We start from the raw sequence: 22,913 nt of genomic DNA on the forward strand, positions 1-22,913 counted from the left end.
TGTCGGGCAGCCCGCGTTTCGTATCTTCATTGGCTGCCCTAGCCGGGGCGACGCTTCACTGTTTCGGGAGGAATTGAAAATGGACGCGATTGAACTGATTGCGAAAAGCTCGGGAGAGGTGACGGGCCTGACCGGCAACAGCCTGTTGGCCTTGTCGCACCCGAGCGTGGTGAAAATCGCCGCCGCGCCGGAAGACGTCAAGTCCATCAGCCGCGACGGCAACCACCTGGTGGTGCGCCTGAAGAGCGGCAAGGTCATCACGGTCGACAACTTCTTCCAGGACTTCGACGGCGTGCGCAACGACCTCGTTCTGGAAGCCCCCGACGGCAAGCTGTGGCTGGCCGGCTACGAGGAACCCTGGCAGGGCGCGGAGCTGACCGAGCTGGGCTCGGTCGAAGAACTGCTGGCGCTGCAGTCGGACGACCACAACGTCGCCTTCGGCCTGCTGGTGCCGGCCGCCGGGCTCGGCGCCATCGGCGTGGGCAACATGCTGACCCAGCGTGGCGGCGGCGGTGGCGCCTCGCCGCGCAATGGGGACCCCCTGCCGGGAGAGGCGCCGGCCGCGCCGAAGGTCCTCTTCAACAACCAGCAGGGCCTGACCGGCACCTCCGAGCCCGGCAACCTGATCACCCTGACCCGCCCGGATGGCAGCACCGTCACCACCATCGCCAGCACCGACGGCTCCTGGGCCTTCCTGCCCAACCCGCTGGAGGATGGCAAGGGCGGCAGTGTCACCGCCAGCAACGGCAACGGCACCAGCCCCGCGGTCGATACCGGCCTGGCCGACCTGACCCCGCCGAAGGACCCGGTCGTCACCGAGAACAACGCCAACGGCCTGTCCGGCACCGGCGAGGCGGGCGACACCATCATCCTCACCAAGCAGGATGGCAGCACCGTCACCACCACTGTGGACGAGAACGGCAACTGGACCTTCCCGGAGAACCCGCTGGGCAATGGCGAGTCCGGTTCGCTGGTGGAGGTGGACCCCGCCGGCAACCACAGCGGCAGCGTGGACACCGGCCCGTCCGACACCGAGGTGCCGGAGGCGCCGAAGGTGGAGCAGAACAACGGCCAGGGCCTGGCCGGTACCGGTGAGCCGGGTGGCACCGTCACCGTCGAACTGCCCGGTGGAAGCACCGTCACCGCCACCGTGGATGAGGACGGCAATTGGAAGCTCCCGGAGAATCCGCTGGAGAACGGCCAGACCGGAATCGTCACCATCACCGATCCCTCGGGCAACGTCAGTCCGCCCACCGTCACCGAGCCGGCCGATACCATCGCGCCTGAACCGCCAGTGGTCACCGAGAATGGCAATGGCCTGGCCGGCACCGGTGAGCCGGGTGGCACCGTCACCGTCGAGCTGCCGGGTGACAGCACCGTGACCACCGTCGTAGACGAGAACGGTAACTGGACGTTCCCGGAGAACCCGCTGGAAAGCGGCGAGGAAGGCACGGTCACGGTGACCGACCCCGCCGGCAACGTCAGCGGGGAAACGCCGACCGGTCCGGCCACGCCCGATCCGGAAGAGCCGGGCGATCCGCTGGCGGCCCCCGTCATCGACTGGATTCGCGATGACCAGGAAGCGCAGGTCGGCGAAGTCGCGCCCGGCGAAAGCACCAACGACCGCAGCCCCACCGTGGGCGGCAGCGGTGTGCCCGGCAGCCTGCTGACCCTGTACCTCGATGACCAGGTCGTGGGCAGTACTACCGTGGGCCAGGATGGCAAGTGGGAGATCGCTGTCGCCGACCTGGGCGAGGACGGGGCCAAGCGCTTCAGTGCCGAGCAGTCCATCGATGGGAAGGACAGCCCGAAGAGCGAGGTGGTGGAGATTGTGCTGGATACCCAGGCGCCCGGACGGCCGCTGATCGAGGATGTGTACGACAACTTCGGTCCTGACCAGGGCTCGATCGCCAATGGCGGGCAGACCGACGATTTCTGGCCGACCATCAGCGGCCGCATCGAAGGTGGCGATATCGCCTACGTTAAGCTCTTCGACAAGGGCATGCTGGTCGGCTCGGCCGTGGTCGACGCATCCGGTGCCTGGGTGTTCGAGAGCCCCCTGCTTGGCGCTGGCAACCATGGCCTGCAGGTATCGGCGGTGGACAAGGCCGGGAACGAGGGGCCGCTTAGCGCATCCTGGAGCTTCTCCGTTCCCCAGACGGTTCCCCCCTATCCGGTCATCAGCATGGTTGTCGACGACTTCGGCGGCCAGCTCGGTCCGCTGGAAAAAGGCGACTTCACCGATGACCGGACACCCACGGTGAAAGGCACCGGTACGCCGGGGCACACCATGGAGCTGTACCTGCAGCTGCAGGACGACGGCAGCGGGGTGGACCTCGACACGGCCATCCTCCTGGGTTCGGCCACGGTGGGTGTCGATGGCAGTTGGACGATCGATTGCCCGGACCTGTTCGACTACGGCGGCTACGGCGAGAAGTTCCTCTATGCATCGTCCTACGATGCCCAAGGTGACCGCACGCCGGCCACCGGTGCCTACGACATCATCCTCGAACCGGTGGAAGAGGCCGGGTTGCGCGCGTTGTCCGGCGAGGCGACACCGGAGCCGGCCTACGCCCTGGATGAGGGTGGCAGCCTGGTCCTCCAGTTGTTGACCCATGGCGCTGCGCTGGAGGACGTCCAGCCGCGCGGACAGTCCGCCTGGGAGCAGGAAGGACGCATCGACCTGGCCGGGCTGCTGGGTGAAATGGGGCAACCGGGAGAAGGGTTGCTGGCGGCCCTGGCCGGCGCGGGCGACGACAGCGCCACCGGCGCTGTGCCCACCGTCGACGCCGCGGTGCCGATGGCGGCATTGGAGCGCGTCGACCTGCTCGAACTGCTGCAGGGCCAGCAACTGGTCCTCTAAGACCGAGCGGCCGGCCGCCGTTGATGGCGGTCGGTCTCTTTCCCCATCAAGGGCGCGAACCGTGTTCGCGCCCTTTTTTCATCCGCGCCCGAAGTGCCCCGGGAGGCGATTTACGCCCGCCGGCCGGGTGCTTTAGGGGGTTCCCTAGATACCTTCCCGGGCAACTTTCCTAGCATCGCCGGTGGGACTTCAGCACACAACCAACACTGCCAGAAGTGAGTGCGCCCACGCTGGTGGCGATCTGCCCAATGCAATCGGCCGCCCATCCATGGGCGCTATTTCATCATTGAACAATCAAGGAGTTTTCGGCCCATGACCGAAAAGAACTGGAGCGACGATCAGGACAGCATGCAGGCCAACACATCGGCTGCCCAAGAGGCATCGGCGGGGCGAGTCGCGCCCGCTCCGCAGGCCGAGGAAACCACCCAGGCCAAGCCCACATTCCAGATATGGGATGACTATGGTTACCTCAAGGGAGAGGTGACAGAGGGGACGCGTACCGACGATCCCGCCCTGTCCTTCAAGGGGCAGGGGCTGACCGAAGGGCAGGAGGTGACCGTCAAGGCCGTGCTCGAGTCCGGCGAAGTGATGGCGCTGGGCGTCGCAACGGTGCGTAAGAATGGTCACTGGTCCATAAGCCCGAACCTCTCCTTCGTGCAGGAAGGCATGGAAGGCGTGGTGGACTTCTTCATCACCGTCGAGGGTGTCGATTCCGACCCGGTCAAAGGGGTGGTCATCGATCGCATCAGGCCGGAAGAGATTGCGCTGGAGTCGATGCAGGTGCTGGGTGGCGTCCTGCCGGTGACCATCGAGGGTGCCCAGAGCCAGGTCCAGATCAATGCCCAGCGTCCGGTCTTCGACGGGAAATTCAGCCAGGCGGCCAGCCCGGAAGACCTGCAGCACGTGAGGATCGTCATCAAGAAGGATGGCAAGACGATTCTTGGCGACCTGCCGATCGTGGTGAGTGTCGCGGCCGATGGCTCCTGGCATTACGATTGGCCCGAGGAACTGGTTGGGCAGGGCGGCGACTACACGCTCGCCTTCTACATGATGGACGATGCCGGCAACTCCCCCGAGGCGGCTCCGGGCTCCCAGGTTGACAAGCCCTTCCTGCAACTCGAACTGCAACTGGACTTCGTCGCACCCGATGAGGCCGAGCTCAGCCTCACCCTGCACGACGACTTCGGGCCCGTCACCGGTATTATCGCCGCGGGCGGGAAGACCGACGACGCCACCCCGGCGTTGAAAGGGAAGGTGGAGAATTTCGACGCCACCGACGTCAAGTGGGTGGAAATATTCCTCGATGGCACCTCGCTGGGCACGGTGCTGGTGGATGACCAGGGCAACTGGGAATTCACCCCGGAGGAGGGGACGGTGCTCCTTGGCGAGCACAGCTTCGAGGCATACCCGGTGGATGCAGCCGGCAATCGGGGCGCCAATGGGGCAGCCATCGACTTCGAGGTGGTGGACCCCGCAGTGTTGCCGAACGCGCCGGTCATCAATCAGATCGAGGATGGCCATGGTTCTGTCACCGGCCTGCTGAACGATGGCGACGTCACCGACGACACCAGCCTGAGCGTCAGCGGTACCGCCGAAGCCGGTAATCTCGTGCTGCTGTACGTCGACGGCGAACTGGTCGCCAGCGCCACCGCCGACGAACAGGGCAACTGGACGACGGAGCTGCCGCTGAACGGTGAGGATGGCGAACAGGTCATCACCGCCAAGGCGCAGGACGAGGCTGGCCGCCACAGCGACGAGACCGCTCCGGTTTCCATCGTCCTCGACACCACTGCGCCGGACAAGCCGGGGCAGGCTGGCGCCGAGGACAACGAAGGCGTGGTGCAGGGGCCGATCGGCCAGTATGGAACCACCAATGACAATACTCCGGAATTCAGCGGCCAGGCCGAGCCGGACGCCGTGGTCATCATCAGCGACAACGGCAAACCCCTGGGCAGCGTGGTGGCCGACGCCGAAGGCAACTGGAGCTATACGCCCGAGCCGCCGCTGGACGATGGCTCGCACAGCATCACCGTGCAGGCCCAGGACGCCGCCGGCAACCTCAGCGAGCCCAGCGACGCGCTGGAGTTCAGCGTCTGGAGCGAAGCGCCGCAAGTGCAGATCCTGCATGCGCTGGACGCTGTCGACCCGACCACCGGGCCGGTGGCGGACAATGGCAGCACCAACGACAACCGTCCGACCCTGGTGGGGACCGCGACGGCGGGCGCGCTGGTGATCATCTCCGAAGCCGGGATCGTCCTCGGTAGCGTACAGGCGGACGCCGGGGGCAACTGGAGCCTGCAGCTGCCCCTGTTCCAGGGCGACGGCCCGCACACCTACAGCGCCGAGGTCCAGAGCGCCACCGGCGAATTCGGCCGGGACGACTTCACCCTGACGATTGATACCCGGGTTCCGGACCGTCCGCTCATCGACAGCGTGCTGGACAATGTTGGTGCGGTCACGGGCGCCCTGCAGTCCGGCGATACCACCGACGATGCCAACCCGATCCTGGAGGGCAGCGATGCCGAGCCCAACGGGCTGGTCAAGGTCTATGACAACAATGGCCCTGATCCGATCGCCAGCATCACGGCCGACGAAAATGGCAACTGGAGCCTGGAACTGCCGGAGCTGGCTGACGGCGAGCACCGCCTGACCGTCACCGTTTCCGACACCGCGGGCAACGAAAGCAAGCCGAGTCGTCCGTTCGAGCTGACCGTGGACACCGCTGTGCCGACCGACCTGCGTATCGACCGCATCGAGTTGGTCGACGACTTCGGTCCGGTCACCGGGGTGATCGCCAATGGCGGCTCCACCGACGACGCCGCGCCGCTCGTGCAGGGCCATGTCGAAGGCGAGGCCCAGTACGTGGAAATCTACGACGGCGCGACCCTGCTGGGTACCGCCCTGGTGGACAGCGAAGGCAACTGGAGCTTCCAGGCGCCTGACCTGGCTGCCGGCGAGCACAACATCTCCGCCCGTCCGGTGAATGCCATCGGCCAGGTGGGCGAGGCCAGCGAAAGCATCGGCTTCACCGTGGTGGGCGAGGAAACCCCGCTGCCGCCGATGCCGGTCATCAGCGAAATCATCGATGGCGAGGGCTCGGTCACCGGCCTGCTGAACGACGGCGACGTCACCGACGACGCCAGCCTGAGCCTCAGCGGTACCGCTGAAGCGGGTGACACCGTGCTGCTGTACGTCAACGGTGAACTGGCCGCCAGCGTCGTCGCCGACGAACAGGGCAACTGGAGCGTGGACCTGCCGCTGACCGGCGATGGCGAGAAGGTCATCACCGCCAAGGCGCAGGACGAGGCCGGTCGTCACAGCGACGAGACCGCTCCGGTCTCCGTCATCCTCGACACCACCGCCCCGGAGCAACCGGACGTGGTCAGCGCCGAGGACAACGCCGGCGCCATCACCGGGCCGATCGAGCCGGGCAGCGTGACCGACGAGGCCCAGCCGACCCTCAGCGGTTCGGGCGAGCCGGGCGATACCGTGAGCATCCTCGACAACGGTGAAGAGATCGGCACCGCCGTCATCGACGAGAACGGCCACTGGGAATTCACCCCGGAACAGCCGCTGGAAGAGGGCGACCACAGCATCAGCGTGGTCATCACCGATCCGGCCGGCAACGCCAGCCAGCCCAGCGAGTCGCTGGACTTCAGCGTCGACACCAGTGTGCCGCCGATGGTCATCGACCGCATCGAGCTGATCGACGACGTCGACCCGCTCACCGGGGTGATCGCCAACGGTAGCTCCACCGACGATGCTGCGCCGCTCGTACAGGGCCATGTCGAAGGCGAGGCCCAGTACGTGGAAATCTACGACGGCGCGACCCTGCTGGGCACCGCCCTGGTGGATGACGAAGGCAACTGGAGCTTCCAGGCACCCGAGCTGGCCTCCGGCGAGCACAGCATCTCCGCCCGTCCGGTGAACGCCATCGGCCAGGAGGGCGAGGCCAGCGAGAGCATCGGCTTCACCGTGGTGGGCGAGGAAACCCTGCTGCCGCCGATGCCGGTCATCGGTGAAATCGTCGATGGCGAGGGCTCGGTCACCGGCCTGCTGAACGACGGCGACGTCACCGACGACGTCAGCCTGAGCGTCAGCGGTACCGCCGAAGCCGGCAACCTCGTGCTGCTGTACGTCAACGGTGAACTGGCTGCCAGCGTCGTCGCCGACGAACAGGGCAACTGGAGCACCGACCTGCCGCTGGCCGGCGATGGCGAGAAGGCCATCACCGCCAAGGCGCAGGACGAGGCCGGCCGTCACAGCGACGAGACCGCCCCGGTCTCCGTCATCCTCGACACCACTGCGCCGGAGCAACCGGACGTGGTGACCGCCGAGGACAACACCGGTGCCATCACCGGCCCGATCGAAGCGGGCAGCGTGACCGACGAAGCCCAGCCGACCCTCAGCGGCTCGGGCGAGCCGGGCGATACCGTCAGCATCCTCGACAAGGGTGAAGAGATCGGCACCGCCGTCATCGACGAGAACGGCCACTGGGAATTCACCCCGGAACAGCCGCTGGAGGAGGGCGACCACAGCATCAGCGTGGTCGTCACCGATCCGGCCGGCAACGCCGGCGAACCGAGCGATGCGCTGGAATTCGTGGTCGATACGGCTCCGCCGTTCGTGACCATAGACGTGGCCATCGACGAGGTTGGCAACATCACCGGCGAGGTTCTCGACGGCGGCGTGACCGACGATCGACGCCCGACCCTGAAGGGCACCGCCACCCCGGACGCCCTGGTGGTCATCAAGGAAGGCCCGGTGGTCTACGGCAGCGTGGTCGCCGACGCCGAGGGCAACTGGAGCCTGCGCCTGCCGCTGTCGCAGAGCGACGGTGATCATGTCTACATCGCCGAGGTGCAGAACGCCGCCGGCAATTCGGCCCAGGCCGAATTCGTCCTGGTGATCGATACCCAGCTTCCGGATCGCCCGGTCCTCGACAGCGTGCTGGATAATGTCGGTGCGATCACGGGGCCACTGCTTTCCGGCGATACCACCGACGACGCCAACCCGACCCTCAAGGGTGGCGACGCCGAGCCCAACGGGCTGGTCAAGGTCTATGACAACGGCAAACTGATCGCCAGCACCACGGCCGACGAATACGGCGAATGGAGACTGGACCTGGAGCTGGAGGAAGGCGAACACCGCCTGACCGTCACCGCTTGCGACGAGGCCGGCAGCGAGAGCCGGCCGACCCGTCCGTTCGACCTGACCGTGGACACGTCGCAGGCCGACCTGCGCATCGACCAGATCGGACTGATCGACGACTTCGGCCCGGTCACCGGCGCCATTGTCGATGGCGGCAAGACCGATGACACCACGCCGGTGCTCAAGGGGCACGTCGAAGGCACCAACGTCGCCTATGTGGAAATCTACGATGGCGAAACCCTGCTGGGCTCCGCCCCGGTGGACGAAGACGGCAACTGGGAATTCGAGGTGCCGGAACGGGCCACGGGCGAACATGTCCTCAGCGCCGTTCCGGTGGACAGCCTCGGCAAGAATGGCGAGGCCAGCGACAGCATCCGCTTCGAAGTGGTGGGGCCGGAGGTGACGTCGCCGAGCGCGCCGGTCATCAGTGAGATCGTCGATGGCGAGGGCTCGGTCACCGGCCCGCTGAACGACGGCGACGTCACCGATGACACCAGCCTGAGCGTCAGTGGTACCGCCGAAGCCGGCAATCTCGTGCTGCTGTACGTCAACGGCGAACTGGCTGCCAGCGTCATTGCCGACGAAAACGGCAACTGGAGCACCGACCTGCCGCTGGCCGGCGATGGCGAGAAGGCCATCACCGCCAAGGCGCAGGACGAGGCTGGCCGTCACAGCGACGAGACCGCCCCGGTCGCCGTCATCCTCGACACCACCGCCCCGGAGCAACCGGACGTGGTCAGCGCCGAGGACAACGCCGGCGCCATCACCGGGCCGATCGAAGCGGGCGGCGTGACCGACGAAACCCAGCCGACCCTCAGTGGCTCGGGCGAGCCGGGCGATAGCGTGAGTATCCTCGACAACGGTGAAGAAATCGGCACCGCCATCATCGACGAGAACGGCAACTGGGAATTCACACCCGAAGAGCCGCTGGAGGAGGGCGACCACAGCATCAGCGTGGTCATCACCGATCCGGCCGGCAACGCCAGCCAGCCCAGCGAGTCGCTGGACTTCAGCGTCGACACCAGCGTGCCGCCGATGGTCATCGACCGCATCGAGCTGATCGACGACGTCGACCCGCTCACCGGGGTGATCGCCAACGGCGGTTCCACCGACGATGCTGCGCCGCTCGTACAGGGCCATGTCGAAGGTGAGGCCCAGTACGTGGAAATCTACGACGGCGCGACCCTGCTGGGCACCGCCCTGGTGGACGGCGAAGGCAACTGGAGCTTCCAGGCACCCGAGCTGGCCTCCGGCGAGCACAGCATCTCCGCCCGTCCGGTGAATGCCATCGGCCAGGAGGGCGAGGCCAGCGAAAGCATCGGCTTCACCGTGGTGGGCGAGGAAACCCCGCTGCCGCAGCTGCCGGTCATCAGTGAAATCGTCGATGGCGAGGGCTCGGTCACCGGCCTGCTGAACGACGGCGACGTCACCGACGACACCAGCCTGTCGCTCAAGGGCACCGCCGATGCCGGCAACCTCGTGCTGCTGTACGTCAACGGCGAGCTGGCTGCCAGCGTCATTGCCGACGAAAACGGCAACTGGAGCACCGACCTGCCGCTGGTCGGCGATGGCGAGAAGGTCATCACCGCCAAGGCGCAGGACGAGGCTGGCCGTCACAGCGACGAGACCGCCCCGGTCTCCGTCATCCTCGACACCACCGCCCCGGAGCAACCGGACGTGGTCAGCGCCGAGGACAACGCCGGCGCCATCACCGGGCCGATCGAAGCGGGCGGCGTGACCGACGAAACCCAGCCGACCCTCAGTGGCTCGGGCGAGCCGGGCGATAGCGTGAGCATCCTCGACAACGGTGAAGAAATCGGCACCGCCATCATCGACGAGAACGGCAACTGGGAATTCATCCCGGAACAGCCGCTGGAAGAAGGCGACCACAGCATCAGCGTGGTCATCACCGACCCGGCCGGCAACGCCAGCCAGCCCAGCGAGTCGCTGGACTTCAGCGTCGACACCAGCGTGCCACCGATGGTCATCGACCGCATCGAGCTGATCGACGACGTCGACCCGCTCACCGGGGTGATCGCCAACGGTAGCTCCACCGACGATGCTGCGCCGCTCGTACAGGGCCATGTCGAAGGTGAGGCCCAGTACGTGGAAATCTACGACGGCGCGACCCTGCTGGGCACCGCCCTGGTGGACGGCGAAGGCAACTGGAGCTTCCAGGCACCCGAGCTGGCCTCCGGCGAGCACAGCATCTCCGCCCGTCCGGTGAATGCCATCGGCCAGGAGGGCGAGGCCAGCGAAAGCATCGGCTTCACCGTGGTGGGCGAGGAAACCCCGCTGCCGCAGCTGCCGGTCATCAGTGAAATCGTCGATGGCGAGGGCTCGGTCACCGGCCTGCTGAACGACGGCGACGTCACCGACGACACCAGCCTGTCGCTCAAGGGCACCGCCGATGCCGGCAACCTCGTGCTGCTGTACGTCAACGGCGAGCTGGCTGCCAGCGTGGTCGCCGATGAAAGCGGCAACTGGAGCACCGAACTGCCGCTGGCCGGCGATGGCGAGAAGGTCATCACCGCCAAGGCGCAGGATGAGGCCGGCCGTCACAGTGAAGAGACCGCTCCGGTCTCCATCACTCTCGACACCATCGCGCCGGAACAGCCGGACGTAGTGACCGCCGAGGACAACACCGGCGCCATCACCGGCCCGATCGAGCCGGGCAGCGTGACCGACGAAACCCAGCCGACCCTCAGCGGCTCGGGCGAGCCGGGCGACACCGTCAGCATCCTCGACAAGGGTGAGGTGATCGGCACCGTCGTCATCGACGAGAACGGCAACTGGGAGTTCACCCCGGAACAGCCGCTGGAAGAGGGCGACCACAGCATCAGCGTGGTCATCACCGACCCGGCCGGCAATGCCAGTGAACCCAACGAGTCGCTGGACTTCACGGTGCAGGCCCAGGTACCGACCCTTACCCTCGACTCGGTGTACGACGATGTCGAAGGCATCGTGGGCGAGATCGCCCAGGGCGGGTTGACCAACGACGCGCAACCGATGCTGTCCGGCACGGCCGGCAATGGCGCGGTGCGGGTGCTCATCCATGACGGCGAGGTCCTGCTGGGCAGCGCGCTGGTCGATGGCGACGGCAACTGGCAGTTCGAACTGCCGGAGCTGGCCGACGGCGAGCACAGCCTGCGCCTGGTGGCCGAAACCGCCAGCGGTACGCCGAGCGCAAGCCTCGAATGGGGCTTCACCGTCGACACCGAGGTGCCCGGCGCCGTCAGCGGCCTGGACCTGGTCGACGACGAGCCGCTGATCACCGGCACCATCGCGCAGAGCGGCCTGACCAACGACGCCACGCCGACCTTCAGCGGCCAGGCCAGTGGCGCCCAGTGGGTGAACATCTACGACGGCAGCCTGCTGATCGCCAGCGTCGCCGTGGACGCCGAGGGCAACTGGAGCTTCACCCCGGACGAGGCGCTGTACGAAGGCGTGCACCGCTTCAGTGCCGCGGCCGTGGACGAGGCCGGCAACGAAGGTGCGCGCAGCGTTGGCTGGAACTTCACCGTGGATATCACCGCACCGGGCCGGGTCACCAACCTCGGGCTGTACGACATGATCGGACAGAATCCGGAGACGGACTGGGGCGATGTGCCGAACGGCGGCAAGACCGATGACCCCTGGCCGAACTTCTACGGCCAGGTGGACACCTTCGGCGTGAAGTACGTGTACGTCTACGACAATGGCACCTTCCTCGGCTCGGCCACGGTCAACCAGCTCACTCTGGAGTGGGCCTTCGAGCCCTACCTGCAGCTGTCGACCGGAAGCCACAGCTTCCAGGCCTGTGCCGTGGATGAGGCTGGCAACATGGGACCGCTCAGCGACGCCTGGGACTTCACGGTGGCCATTCAAGCGTCGCCCTACCCGTCGATCATCAATGTGTATGACGACGTCGCGGGCGTGTTCCTGCAGAAGGAGGACTTCACCGAGGATACCAATCTGACGGTCAAGGTTTCCTGTGCCCCGGGCAACCTGGTGACGCTCTACGCCAACGGCGTGGCGGTGGGTTCCCATGTGGTGGACGCGGATGGCTACTGGACCTTCTCCACCGGTGAACTGGCCCACCTGGCCAAAGACGATGGTTCGGTGGACCTGGTGGTTGGCGCCGAGGACCTGCCGTCGTCCGGGCCTTACACCATCTTCCTGGAGGACAGCGTACTGCAGCCGCAGGTGCTGGCCGAGCCTTACGAGGCCGGCGATGGACTGGTGGCGGGGCTGCTCGGCGCCCTGGCGTCGGGGCAGGAAGCCCGCGCCGAGGCGAAGCCGTTGTCGCTGGCGGACCTGCTGCAGGCCCGGGAGCCGGTGGCCGAGCCCGCCGCGCCCGAGCTGCTGAGCGCAGCCGCGGCGCAGGCGGCGCCCGTGGCCGAGCCGGTAGTCTTCGACAACTCGCTGGTGAAGCAGGACCTGCTGGCGCTGCAACAGCAGCACCTGGTCTGACCCACCCGGCCCCGGCCGACGCCTGGCGTCGGTCCGGGGTTCCTACCCAGGCGGCATGGGCCCTGGCCCATGCCGCCTTTTTTTGTGTGCCATGCAGCGCGCCGACGGACGTCGGCGGACTTTAGGGCACGCCTTAGATACATCGTTGGGATGGCTTTCTAACATCGCCGCACGCCTGCGAACCGGTTGGCCCCAGGGCATACGGGCAGGCGCATGCCAACAGAAAACTTCAGGAGTAGTACATGACCGTCAGCAAGAACCCGTTCCGGGATGTCGCGGCCTACGCCGTGTCTCAGGACGAACCCGTCATTCCCGTGGCGCCGCCCGCTCCGAACATCCAGTACATCCTCGATGACACCGGAAGGCCCGAGTACCAGGGCATGGTCCAGCTCAACGGCTACACCGACGACACTACCCCATCCATCGTCGGCAACGGTGCCGCGCCGGGCGACACGATCAAGGTCTACCATGGCGACCGCCTGCTCGGCAGCACCACTGTCCAGGGCAACGGTTCCTGGCGCTTCACCCCGAGCGAGCCGTTGCTGGACGAGGGTATGCAGGTGCTGCGCGCCACCGCCACCGACAAGGACAATGGCCTGGAGAGCGGCTACAGCTCGCCCTTCACCTACATCCTCGACCGCACCCCGCCATCGGCCCAGGCCACGATCAGCAATGTCGCCGAAGCCAGTCCGGAACAGCCGCTGGTGACCGCCGACACCTCGCCGTTGCTCTACGGCACCCTGAACGTACCGCTGGCCGCCAACGAGAAGCTGCAGATCAGCCTGGACACCGGCGTCACCTGGCAGGACGTCGACACCGTCAGCGGCGGCTACTGGCAATACCAGGATGTGCGCGAGCTGCAGAACGGCAACTATACCTACCTGATGCGCAGCATCGACGCCGCCGGCAACGAGGGCGCGATGACCGCCCAGCAGATCACCATCAGCCGCGAGGTGGCCCCGCCGCCGTTGGAAGGCATCAAGGTGTACATCACCGGCATCACCCCGGACACCGGCGTTGAAGGCGACTTCATCACCAGCGCCTCGAAGATCACCCTGATGGGCACCCTCAGCGAGGAACTGCCGGCCGGCGCCAAGCTGCAGGTCAGCGCCGACGGCGGCCAGAGCTGGAAGGTCGTGCAGGCCTTCGGCACCGACTGGATCTACATCGACCCCAGCGTGCACAACCTCGGCACCCAGGTTCGCTACGAAATGCGCGTGGTCGATGCCCAGGGCAAGCCGGTGGCCAGCAGCTACGCGGCCCAGGACGTGGTATTCGACGCCGGCGTTCCGCTGCCGGAAATGCACACCACCATCGATCTGGGCACCGATACCGCGGTGGAGATCGCCGGCCAGTACAGCAATGCGCAGACCGCTCAGAACAACGACTTCATCACCCGCGACAACAGCGTCACCCTGTCCGGCAAGCTGAGCGCGGCCCTGCAGATCGGCCAGCACCTGCAACTGTCCCTGGACGGCGGCAAGACCTGGCAGACCATCATGTCCAACGGCGGCCAGCTGTGGAGCTACACCAGCGACCCGCTGCTGGCCAGCCAGCGCCTGGACGTCGAACTGCGCGTGGCCGACAACAGCGGCAGCACCCTTGGCCTCGGCGAGCGCACGCTCATCGTCGACCTCGACTCGCCGGTGCCCTTCGCCTTCGCTCCGCAGATCGCCTCGCTGACCTCCAGTGGCGAGCGCGCCTACTATTCCAGCTCCCAGTATGGCCTGGCCGAAGCCGGCGCCACCGTGGCCCTGGTCCAGGACGTCAACCGCGACGGCCGCTACCAGGAAGGCCTGGACAAGATCGTCGGCCATGCGGTGGCCGGCAACGACGGCCGCTGGAGCTTCGATGCCATCCTCGCCGATGGCCAGCAGCAGCTGGGCTTCGTCACCTGGGACGTGGCCGGCAACAACTCCGGCTTCGGCCCGCAAGTGCTGACCGACGCCCACCGTCCGGTCAACGAGGTGGGCGCCAGCGTCCAGCAAACCAACTGGGGTGGCGCGGTCCAGTCCGAGCGCGGCTCCAATGCCGCGGCCATGACCATGAGCGCCGATGGCACCTGGTCGTTCTTCCAGAGCACCGGCTATGCGCTGAGCTCCGACACCTACAAGAACGCCGGCCACGTCTACAGCGGCTACGACCGTGAAAACTACCGCGCCAGCTACCTGAGCGAGCCGAGCAAGGTCACCGCCGACGGCCACGGCAACATGATCTCCAGGGCCACTTTCGCCGACTACAACCGCGATGGCCTGATGGACGTGATCGGCCACGTCAGCGGCAACTCCGCGAACCTGCCGGTATGGACCGCGAAGGCCGACGGTACCTACACCGCCGGCTGGGCGAACAACCCGAGCTCGCTGAACATCGGCGGCGTCATCGCCTGGGACGGCAACGGCGACGGCTATACCGACTTCATCGTGGTCGACAACAGCATCGGCAAGTGGGGTTTCAACCTCCTCCGCAACGAGAACGGCGTACTGAAAGGGGAGAAGAAGAACAACACCTGGTGGGGCTCCGAGATCAGCGGCGTCGACCTGGACAACAACGGCACCGTGGACCTGGCAGGGCACAACGACCAGTACGGCAATACCGCCCTCGCCGTGCTGCTGACCCAGGATGATGGTTCCTTCGGCAGGGAGCAGACGTTCGGCAATATGTTCCGCAGCGACAGCGCCAGCCGCACGGAGCACAGCAACCTGTCCACCGCCATGACCTGGGCCGACTTCGACGGCGACGGCGACCTGGACCTGTTCCTGGCCCGCGGCAGCCAATCCTCCACCGGCAAAAAGGGCAACGCCGACGACAGCCGCATCTACCTGAACAAGGGCAATGATGCCAACGGCAAGTGGCTGGGGATCGACAACGAAAATCCGCTGTTCTTCAACGACTTCCTCGGCCAGAACCAGGACGGCCAACTGGTGCATTTCGACGGCGGCGTTTCCTTCGCCGTGGACTGGAACCACGATGGCAGGATGGACGTCATCGAGGCGCCGCGGCAGAACGCCGTGAAGTCCGCCTCCAACGCCCCCATGTCTCCGGTGCTGTTCCTCAACCAGGGCAATGGCGACTGGATGAACACCGGCAAGCTGCTGGCCAACGAGGCCTACGGCAACGTCACCGGTGCCGTGGCGGTGGATTATGACTTCGACGGCGCCGTCGACCTGCTGCTGTACCGCACCTCCGGCGAGAAGCACCTGGGCATGATCACCGACTCGGCGCCCACGGTACTGATCCGCAACGAGAACCACGTGGCCGAGGGCACCAGCCTGATCCTGCGCATCCTCGACAAGAACGGCCTGAACAGCTACTACGGCAACACCGTGCAACTGTTCGACTCGGCCGGCCGCCTGGTCGCCACGCAGGTCATCAACCCGCAGTCCGGCGTCACCAACGACAGCTCCGGCCTGGTCTACTTCTACGGGCTCGACTCCAGCGAGGTCTACAGCGCCAAGCTGCTGGCCGCGAAGATCACCGGCCTGGCCGTGCCGGGCAGGTTCGAGGAAGACCTCGGCCTGACCGACCCGACCTGGGGCAACCTGGTCGCCGGCGCCACCGATCACGCCTACGTGCTTACCGCCGGCAAGCCGACCGTGAGCTTCGACAGCCAGGGCGCCGGCACCGTGGGCAGCGGCTACAACGACAGCTTCACCGCCACCGAAGGCAACGATGTCATCAATGGCGGTGGCGGCTGGAACTACCTCACCGACGGCAGCAAGGTCTGGAGCGCCACCCAGGGCATGGACGTGGTCGACTACCAGCACGCCCAGCAGGGCGTGCAGGTCAACCTGCAGAGCGGTCAGTCGGTGGGCATGGGCAACGACACCCTGCTCAACATCGAAGGCCTGAAGGGCAGCGCCCATGCCGACGCCTTCATGGACAACGCGGCCAGCAACCGCTTCGAAGGCCGTGGCGGCGACGACGTCTTCTACCTCTTCGGCGGTGGCAACGACACCCTGGTCTACCGTCCGTCCAGCGGCTGGGACATCTCCGCCGATGGCGGCAACGGCCATGACGTGGTGTTCGGCTTCGGCCTGGGCAACGTGCTGAACAACAGCAACGCCGACATCGTCGACCTGCGCGGCATGCTCGGCTACGGCGGCCCGGTCAGCCTGGTCAAGGATGAGGGCGTGCTGCAGCTGGATGCCTCGTCCCAGGGCCTGCTGGACTACCTGTCGACCCGCGTCGAGGGCAACAACACCATCCTCAGCGTCGACCGCGACGGCATCGGTAGCCAGGTCGGCTCCACCGACCTGGTCCACCTGATGGGTATCCGTACCGACCTGCTGACCCTGATCCAGAACCACCAGATCATGGTCTGAGGCCCCGAACCGCCCCGGCGCCCATGCGCCGGGGCACTCATCCGTTCTGGCGGCGCCGCGTTCTCTCCCCCTTGATGGCGCCGCTTTTTTTCGCAGGGGCACGCTTGTTCGCGAGCTTCGGAACAGGCACGGCGTCTTTCGTCGACATTCAGAAAAATCTGGCCGATGTAGGTCTTTTTACTGCTCCTGAATCGGACATCCCCGGTATTTCCACCCGCGCTCCGCCCTGTAGAAAGACCGTCCGCCCCAAGACAACACAAGTGGTCCCTACCTTGAGTACCGAAACACCGCTGTTCCGCACCGAGGCCCTGCAAGGGCAGAGCGCCCAATGGCTGGGCTCGATCATCCTGATCCGGCCGCTGTCCTTCAGCGTGCTCACCGCCCTGGCCACCCTGTTCGCCCTGCTGGTGATGGGCTTCTTCATCTGGGGCAGCTACACCAAGCGCAGCACCGTGGTCGGGCAACTGCTGCCGGTCAACGGCCAGGCCAAGGTGCACGCGCCGCAGATGGGCGTGATCATCGAGAAGTCCGTGCGCGAAGGGCAGAAGGTCGAGCGCGGCCAGACCCTGCTGCGCCTTTCCAGCGAGCGCTACAGCGGCCAGGACCAGGCGGTGCAGGCCGGCATCAGCCACCGGCTGGAGGCCAGCCGCGAGTCCCTGGAGCAGCAACTGGAGAAGCTGCAGCGGCTGCAGGCCGATGAACGCCGCAGCCTGCAGGCCAAGGTCGTCAGCCTGCGCGACGAACTGGCCACCCAGGCTGCCCAGTTGCACAGCCAGCGTCAACTGGTGGCCATCGCCGGCGACGCCGAAGGACGCTACCGCGGGCTGATGGAGAAAGGCTACATCTCCATGGACCAGTTCCAGCAGCGCCAGGCCGACCAGCTCGGCCAGCGCCAGACCCTGCAGCGCCTGGAGCGCGAGCGCATGGCGCTGCAACAGCAGTTGCGTGAGCAGCAGGCCGGCCTCGACGGGCTCGACGCGCGCCATGCCAACCAGCGCGCCGAACTGCAGCGCCAGCTCAACGGCGTGCACCAGCAGCTGGGCGAGAGCGAGGCCAAGCGCACCCTGCGCATAGTGGCGCCGGAGGCGGGCATCGCCACCGCGGTATTGGCCGAGGTCGGCCAACTGGTCGACCCCTCGCGGCCGCTGCTGAGCATCGTCCCGGAGAACGCCGAGCTGGTCGCCGAACTCTACGCGCCGAGCCGCGCGGTGGGCTTCATCAAGGTCGGCGGCCCGGCGCTGATCCGCTACCAGGCCTACCCGTACCAGAAGTTCGGCCAGTACCGCGGCAAGGTGCTGTCCATCTCGCGCACCTCGCTGCCGTACAACGAGCTGGCGGCCATGGCCGGCAGCGTGCCGGGCGTGGGCCAGAGCGGCGAGCAGTACTACCGCATCCGCGTGCAGCTGGACGAGCAGCAGGTGAAAGCCTACGGCCAGCCGCGCCCGCTGCAGAGCGGCATGCTGCTGGAAGCCGACCTGCTGCAGGAAACCCGAAAACTCTACGAATGGGTCCTCGAACCCCTCTACAGCCTGACCGGCAAACTCTGAGGAACGTGCCGCATGGCTATCTTCGACTCCCTGGCGCTGCGCTTCGGCCGGCGCCTGCCCATCATCCAGCAGACCGAGGCCGCCGAGTGCGGCATCGCCTGCCTGGCCATGGTCGCCGGCTACCACGGCTGCCACAACGACCTGCGCGAGATGCGCCAGCGCTTCAACGTCTCGCTCAAGGGCATCACCCTCAAGCAACTGATCCAGGCGGCGCAGCAGCTGGGCATGGCCACGCGCCCGCTGAAGCTGGGCCTGAATGATCTGCCCAAGCTGCGCACGCCCTGCATCCTGCACTGGGACTTCAAGCACTTCGTCGTGCTCAAGTCGGTGAGCCGGCGCGGCGCGGTGATCCACGACCCGGCCCACGGCATCCGCAAGCTGGATCTTGCGGCGCTGTCGCGCTCCTTCACCGGGGTGGCCCTGGAGCTGTGGCCGGACACCGACTTCCAGAAGAAGGAGGCCAAGCCGAGCCTGCGCCTGCTCGGCATGCTCGGCAAGGTCAGTGGCCTGTACCGTTCCCTGGGCCAGGTGCTGCTGCTGTCGCTGGCCCTGGAGGTATTCGCCCTGGTCAGCCCGTTCTTCATGCAGTGGACCATCGACAACGTCATCCCCAGCAACGACCGTGACCTGCTCACCACGCTGCTGATCGGCTTCGGCCTGATGATGCTGATGCAGCAGGCCATCAGCGCGGTGCGCCAGTGGGTGGGCATGCACATGGGCACGCTGCTCAACGTGCAGTGGCGGGCCAACGTCTTCACCCACCTGCTCAACCTGCCCACGCAGTATTTCGAGAAGCGCCACCTGGGCGACATCGTCTCGCGCTTCGGCGCCGTCGACAGCATCCAGGGCACCCTGACCTCGGCCTTCCTGGTGGCGGTGCTCGATGGCCTGATGACCGTCGCCACCCTGGCCATGATGTTCGTCTACAGCCCGATGCTGGCCTGCATCGCCATCGTCTGCATGACGCTCTATGCGCTGGTGCGCTGGGCCTGGTATCAACCGCTGCGCAATGCCACCGAGGACGAGATCATCCATGCCGCGCGGCAGCAGACGCACTTCCTCGAGACCATCCGCGGGGTCCGTCCGCTGAAGCTGTTCCAGCGCCAGGACGAGCGCCGCGCCACCTGGCTGAGCCTGCTGGTGGAGCAGATCAACGCCAGCCTGCGCACGCAGAAGCTGGGGCTGTTCTACAGCCAGGTCAATGGCCTGCTGTTCGGCATCGAGAACCTGCTGGTGATGTACCTGGGGGCGAGCATGGTGATGGATGGGCATTTCACCGTGGGCATGCTCATGGCCTTCCAGTCCTACAAGGGCCAGTTCGACGGCCGCGTGGGCAGCCTGATCGACAAGTTCTTCGAGCTGCGCATGCTGCAACTGCAGGGCGAGCGCCTGGCCGACATCGTCCTCGAGCCGCCGGAGCAGGTCGGTGGCGGTGCGCCCCCCGAGGTGCTGCAGCAGCGCGAGTTCAGCATCGAACTGCGCGACCTGCGCTACCGCTATTCGGAAAACGAGCCCTATGTGCTCGATGGCATCGACCTGAACATCCGCGCCGGCGAATCGGTGGCCATCGTCGGACCGTCCGGCTGCGGCAAGAGCACCCTGATCAACGTCATGCTCGGCATCCTGCCGCCCTCCGGCGGGCAGATCCGCGTGGCCGGCATGGAGCTGTCGCAGATCGGCCTGGACGGCCTGCGCAGCGTGGTCGGCACCGTGCTGCAGGACGACAGCCTGTTCGCCGGCTCGCTGGCGGAGAACATCGCCTTCTTCGACCCGGCGCTGGACATGGAGCGGGTGATGGAGTGCGCGCGCCTGGCGGCGGTCCACGACGAGATCATGGCCGCGCCCATGGGCTACAACACCCTGGTCGGCGACATGGGCACGGTGCTGTCCGGCGGCCAGAAGCAGCGCGTGCTGCTGGCCCGGGCGCTGTACAAGCAGCCGAAGATCCTCTTCCTCGACGAAGCCACCAGCCACCTGGACGTGGACTGCGAGCGCCGCGTCAACGAAGCCATCCGTTCGCTGAGCATCACCCGGGTGATGGTCGCCCACCGCCCGGAGACCATCGCCTCGGCCGACCGCGTGGTGCTGCTCGGTGCCGGCCGGGTGAGTGCGGAACAACGCAACCACCATGACCTGGAGGGCGCACCGCTATGAAGCGTCTGCTCCTGTGCAGCCTGGTACTGGGCGCCAGTCCCGTGTTGGCCGGGCCGGATGTATTCCGTACCGAGCGCTCGGTGGCCGCGGAAAACATCGCCGAGTCGCACCGTGGCGGGGTGGCTTGCCTGTTCAACGCGCCGACCGGGGAACTGGCGCTGGACGAGGCCATAGAGCGGATGCTCTGCCACGATCCGCAGACCGCCCAGGCCTGGGCCGAGGCCAAGGCCCAGGCCGCGCAGTTGGGCGTGGCCTGGTCGGCCTACCTGCCGCGCCTGGGCGCCAGCCTCGGCAGCAGTGACGGCCGTAGCCGTACCGACTACCTGGATTTCGACGGCGTCGAAAGCTCGGCGCGCCAGAAGTCGCTCAATGCCAACCTCGAGCTGAGCTGGGTGCTGTTCGATTTCGGCCGGCGCCGCGCCGCCCTGCGCAGTGCCCGGCAACTGCTGGTGGCGGCCAACGCCAGCCACCAGGCGATGCTGCAGAGTGCCTTCGTCGACGCCGCGCAGACTTACTACGACGCCCTGGCCGCCCAGGACACGCTGACCGCCGCGGAGCAGGTGCGGGACATGGCCGCGGAGAACTACCAGGCCGCCGATGCCAAATATGCGGCCGGGGCAGCGGCGTTGTCGGACCGCCTGCAGGCGCAGACCGCACAATCGCAATCGGAGCTGCGCCTGGTGCGCGCCCGCGGCAACCTGGACAACGCCCTCGGGTGCTGGCGCTGCGCATGGGGTTGCCGGCGGAAAGCCGCTTCCAGCTGACCAGCGAGCTGGCGCTGATGCCCGACACCACCTTCGTCAGTGCCATCGATCGCCTGCTGGCCCAGGCGCGCGACCGGCACCCGCAGCTGATCGCCGCCCAGGCCCGGGTCGAGGCCGCCAGCCAGAGGGTGCACGAGGTTCGCGCCGAGGGCCTGCCGACCCTGGCGCTGACCGGCAGTCTCAGCCACTCGCGCAATGATCTGCCGCGTGCGCTCAATGGTGACACCCGGCAGCGCGATACGAGTATCGGCCTGCAGCTGAACATCCCGCTGTTCGAAGGTTTCGAGCGCAACTACCGGGTGCGCGGTGCCAAGGCCGAGGTCCAGGCCAGCCGCGCGGCCCTGGCCGGTACCGAGCAACAGGTCTCGCTGCTGGTCTGGGGCAGTTACCAGCGGCTGATGGTGGACAGCCAGAGCCTGAACAGTACCGACGCCCTGGTCGCGCAATCGCGCCAGGCGCTGGAAGTGACCCAGGGGCGTTACCGGGCGGGCGTCGGCAGCATGATCGAGCTGCTCAACGCCCTCAGCGCCTACGCCGACGCCCGCGAACAGCACATCCGGGCGCTGGCCGACTGGCAGAGCGCCCGCCTGCAATTGGCGGCCGGGCTCGGTCGCCTGGGGTTCTGGGCGCTGCGCTGAATGCCTGCGGGCAAGGCCCGACCCCCGCTGACATCGACACTGAAGCCGCGCTGGAATCCTCCAGGCGGCTTTTTTTCTGCCCGCGGCGCAGGCTGCTATTGACCGGGTGAGCTGCTGTTGAGGGGCGCTTGTACGAAGTGGCCGAGTTCGGCCGTTTACCTGACACCTGACTTCCTAATATGTCTGTTCTCAGGGGTTTATTAATCGCTGTGGGTACTCATGAAAATAAACTCCAGGTGTCATTGCATTTCATGCACTTGATATCGCCGCCTGCTGTTGGCGGGCGGTGTATGCATTACCAACTTTAGATTTATCAACCTGCAAGGAGTCCATCATGCAAGAACTCAACAGCCAGGAACTCGAAATGATCGCCGGCGGCGCCACCACCGGTATCCTCGACAGCATCGGCGGCGGCCTGCTCGGTATCTTCGCCGGCGCCATGGGCACCGCCTGGCGCGGCGGCACCATCGCCATCAACAACTTCGGGGGCATCGGTCATATCCTGGCGCCGGCCGCCGGGATCATCGTCGGTGCCTTCGGCACCATCTGGGGCGCGGTCTTCGGCCTTATCAACGGCATCGCCCAGGGGACCGGCTCCCAGGTCCAGGCGCTGGGCGATGTATGGAACGACATCATTGGCCTGCCGGGTTCGGCCACCGGCCAGGGCTACGACGGTTATCTCGGTGGTGGCACCGGCAATGGTCCGCGCTGATTGACCGATTAAAGCAACGCAGCCACCACCAGGCGGTGGTGGCTTCCGACATTCTCCAGGTACTGCCTGTCGTTCGCTGCTGTTGGAAACTTCCCGGTTTCCGGCGTTGTGCAGGATTCAGCAGTTTTATTGAAACGAGCCGCATGAGAAGTCCTTGTATGAAAATTCCAAACTATCGGGTTGTATTCTGCCGGCCATATCCTGCGAATTCCTGATGATGGCACTTTCGAGTGTTTTTGGGTTGTCATCAGTAGTTTGATCAACAAGAATTTACCTGTCGCATCGGCCTTGTGCTTGTTGCGAAATAGCC

8 protein-coding genes are annotated in these 22,913 nt (G+C 66.4%); all 8 read left to right on the forward strand.

Annotated features, from left to right (window positions below; translation table 11 throughout):
* Positions 1-79: 79 nt before the first annotated feature.
* Positions 80-2,863 (forward strand): Ig-like domain-containing protein, encoded by a 2,784-nt coding sequence (locus tag PKO50_RS11810; RefSeq protein ID WP_275629783.1) that lies wholly within the window; start codon positions 80-82, stop codon positions 2,861-2,863.
* 312 nt (positions 2,864-3,175) lie between these two features.
* Complete coding sequence (locus PKO50_RS11815; protein ID WP_275629784.1) at positions 3,176-12,466, forward strand: Ig-like domain-containing protein; 9,291 nt, start codon at positions 3,176-3,178, stop codon at positions 12,464-12,466.
* Between the two features lie 242 nt (positions 12,467-12,708).
* Positions 12,709-16,788, forward strand: coding sequence for a VCBS repeat-containing protein (locus PKO50_RS11820; protein ID WP_275629785.1), 4,080 nt, complete (start codon positions 12,709-12,711; stop codon positions 16,786-16,788).
* A 290-nt stretch (positions 16,789-17,078) separates the two neighbouring features.
* The gene (locus PKO50_RS11825; protein WP_176450310.1) at positions 17,079-18,335 is read left to right on the forward strand and encodes an HlyD family efflux transporter periplasmic adaptor subunit; all 1,257 of its coding nucleotides are present in this window, start codon (positions 17,079-17,081) and stop codon (positions 18,333-18,335) included.
* Between the two features lie 12 nt (positions 18,336-18,347).
* On the forward strand, positions 18,348-20,489 hold the full coding sequence (locus PKO50_RS11830) for a peptidase domain-containing ABC transporter (RefSeq protein ID WP_275629786.1): 2,142 nt from the start codon (positions 18,348-18,350) through the stop codon (positions 20,487-20,489).
* Positions 20,486-21,253 (forward strand): TolC family protein, encoded by a 768-nt coding sequence (locus PKO50_RS11835; RefSeq protein WP_275629787.1) that lies wholly within the window; start codon positions 20,486-20,488, stop codon positions 21,251-21,253. Before PKO50_RS11830 ends, PKO50_RS11835 begins: the two co-directional genes overlap by 4 nt.
* Positions 21,205-21,891: a TolC family protein gene (locus PKO50_RS11840; protein WP_275629788.1), complete on the forward strand. Its 687-nt coding sequence runs from the start codon at positions 21,205-21,207 to the stop codon at positions 21,889-21,891. Before PKO50_RS11835 ends, PKO50_RS11840 begins: the two co-directional genes overlap by 49 nt.
* 334 nt (positions 21,892-22,225) lie before the next feature.
* Positions 22,226-22,603 (forward strand): hypothetical protein, encoded by a 378-nt coding sequence (locus PKO50_RS11845; RefSeq protein ID WP_177412040.1) that lies wholly within the window; start codon positions 22,226-22,228, stop codon positions 22,601-22,603.
* Positions 22,604-22,913: the final 310 nt, after the last annotated feature.

The sequence above is a fragment of the Pseudomonas sp. 273 genome, assembly GCF_029201425.1.
Taxonomy (GTDB): domain Bacteria; phylum Pseudomonadota; class Gammaproteobacteria; order Pseudomonadales; family Pseudomonadaceae; genus Pseudomonas; species Pseudomonas delhiensis.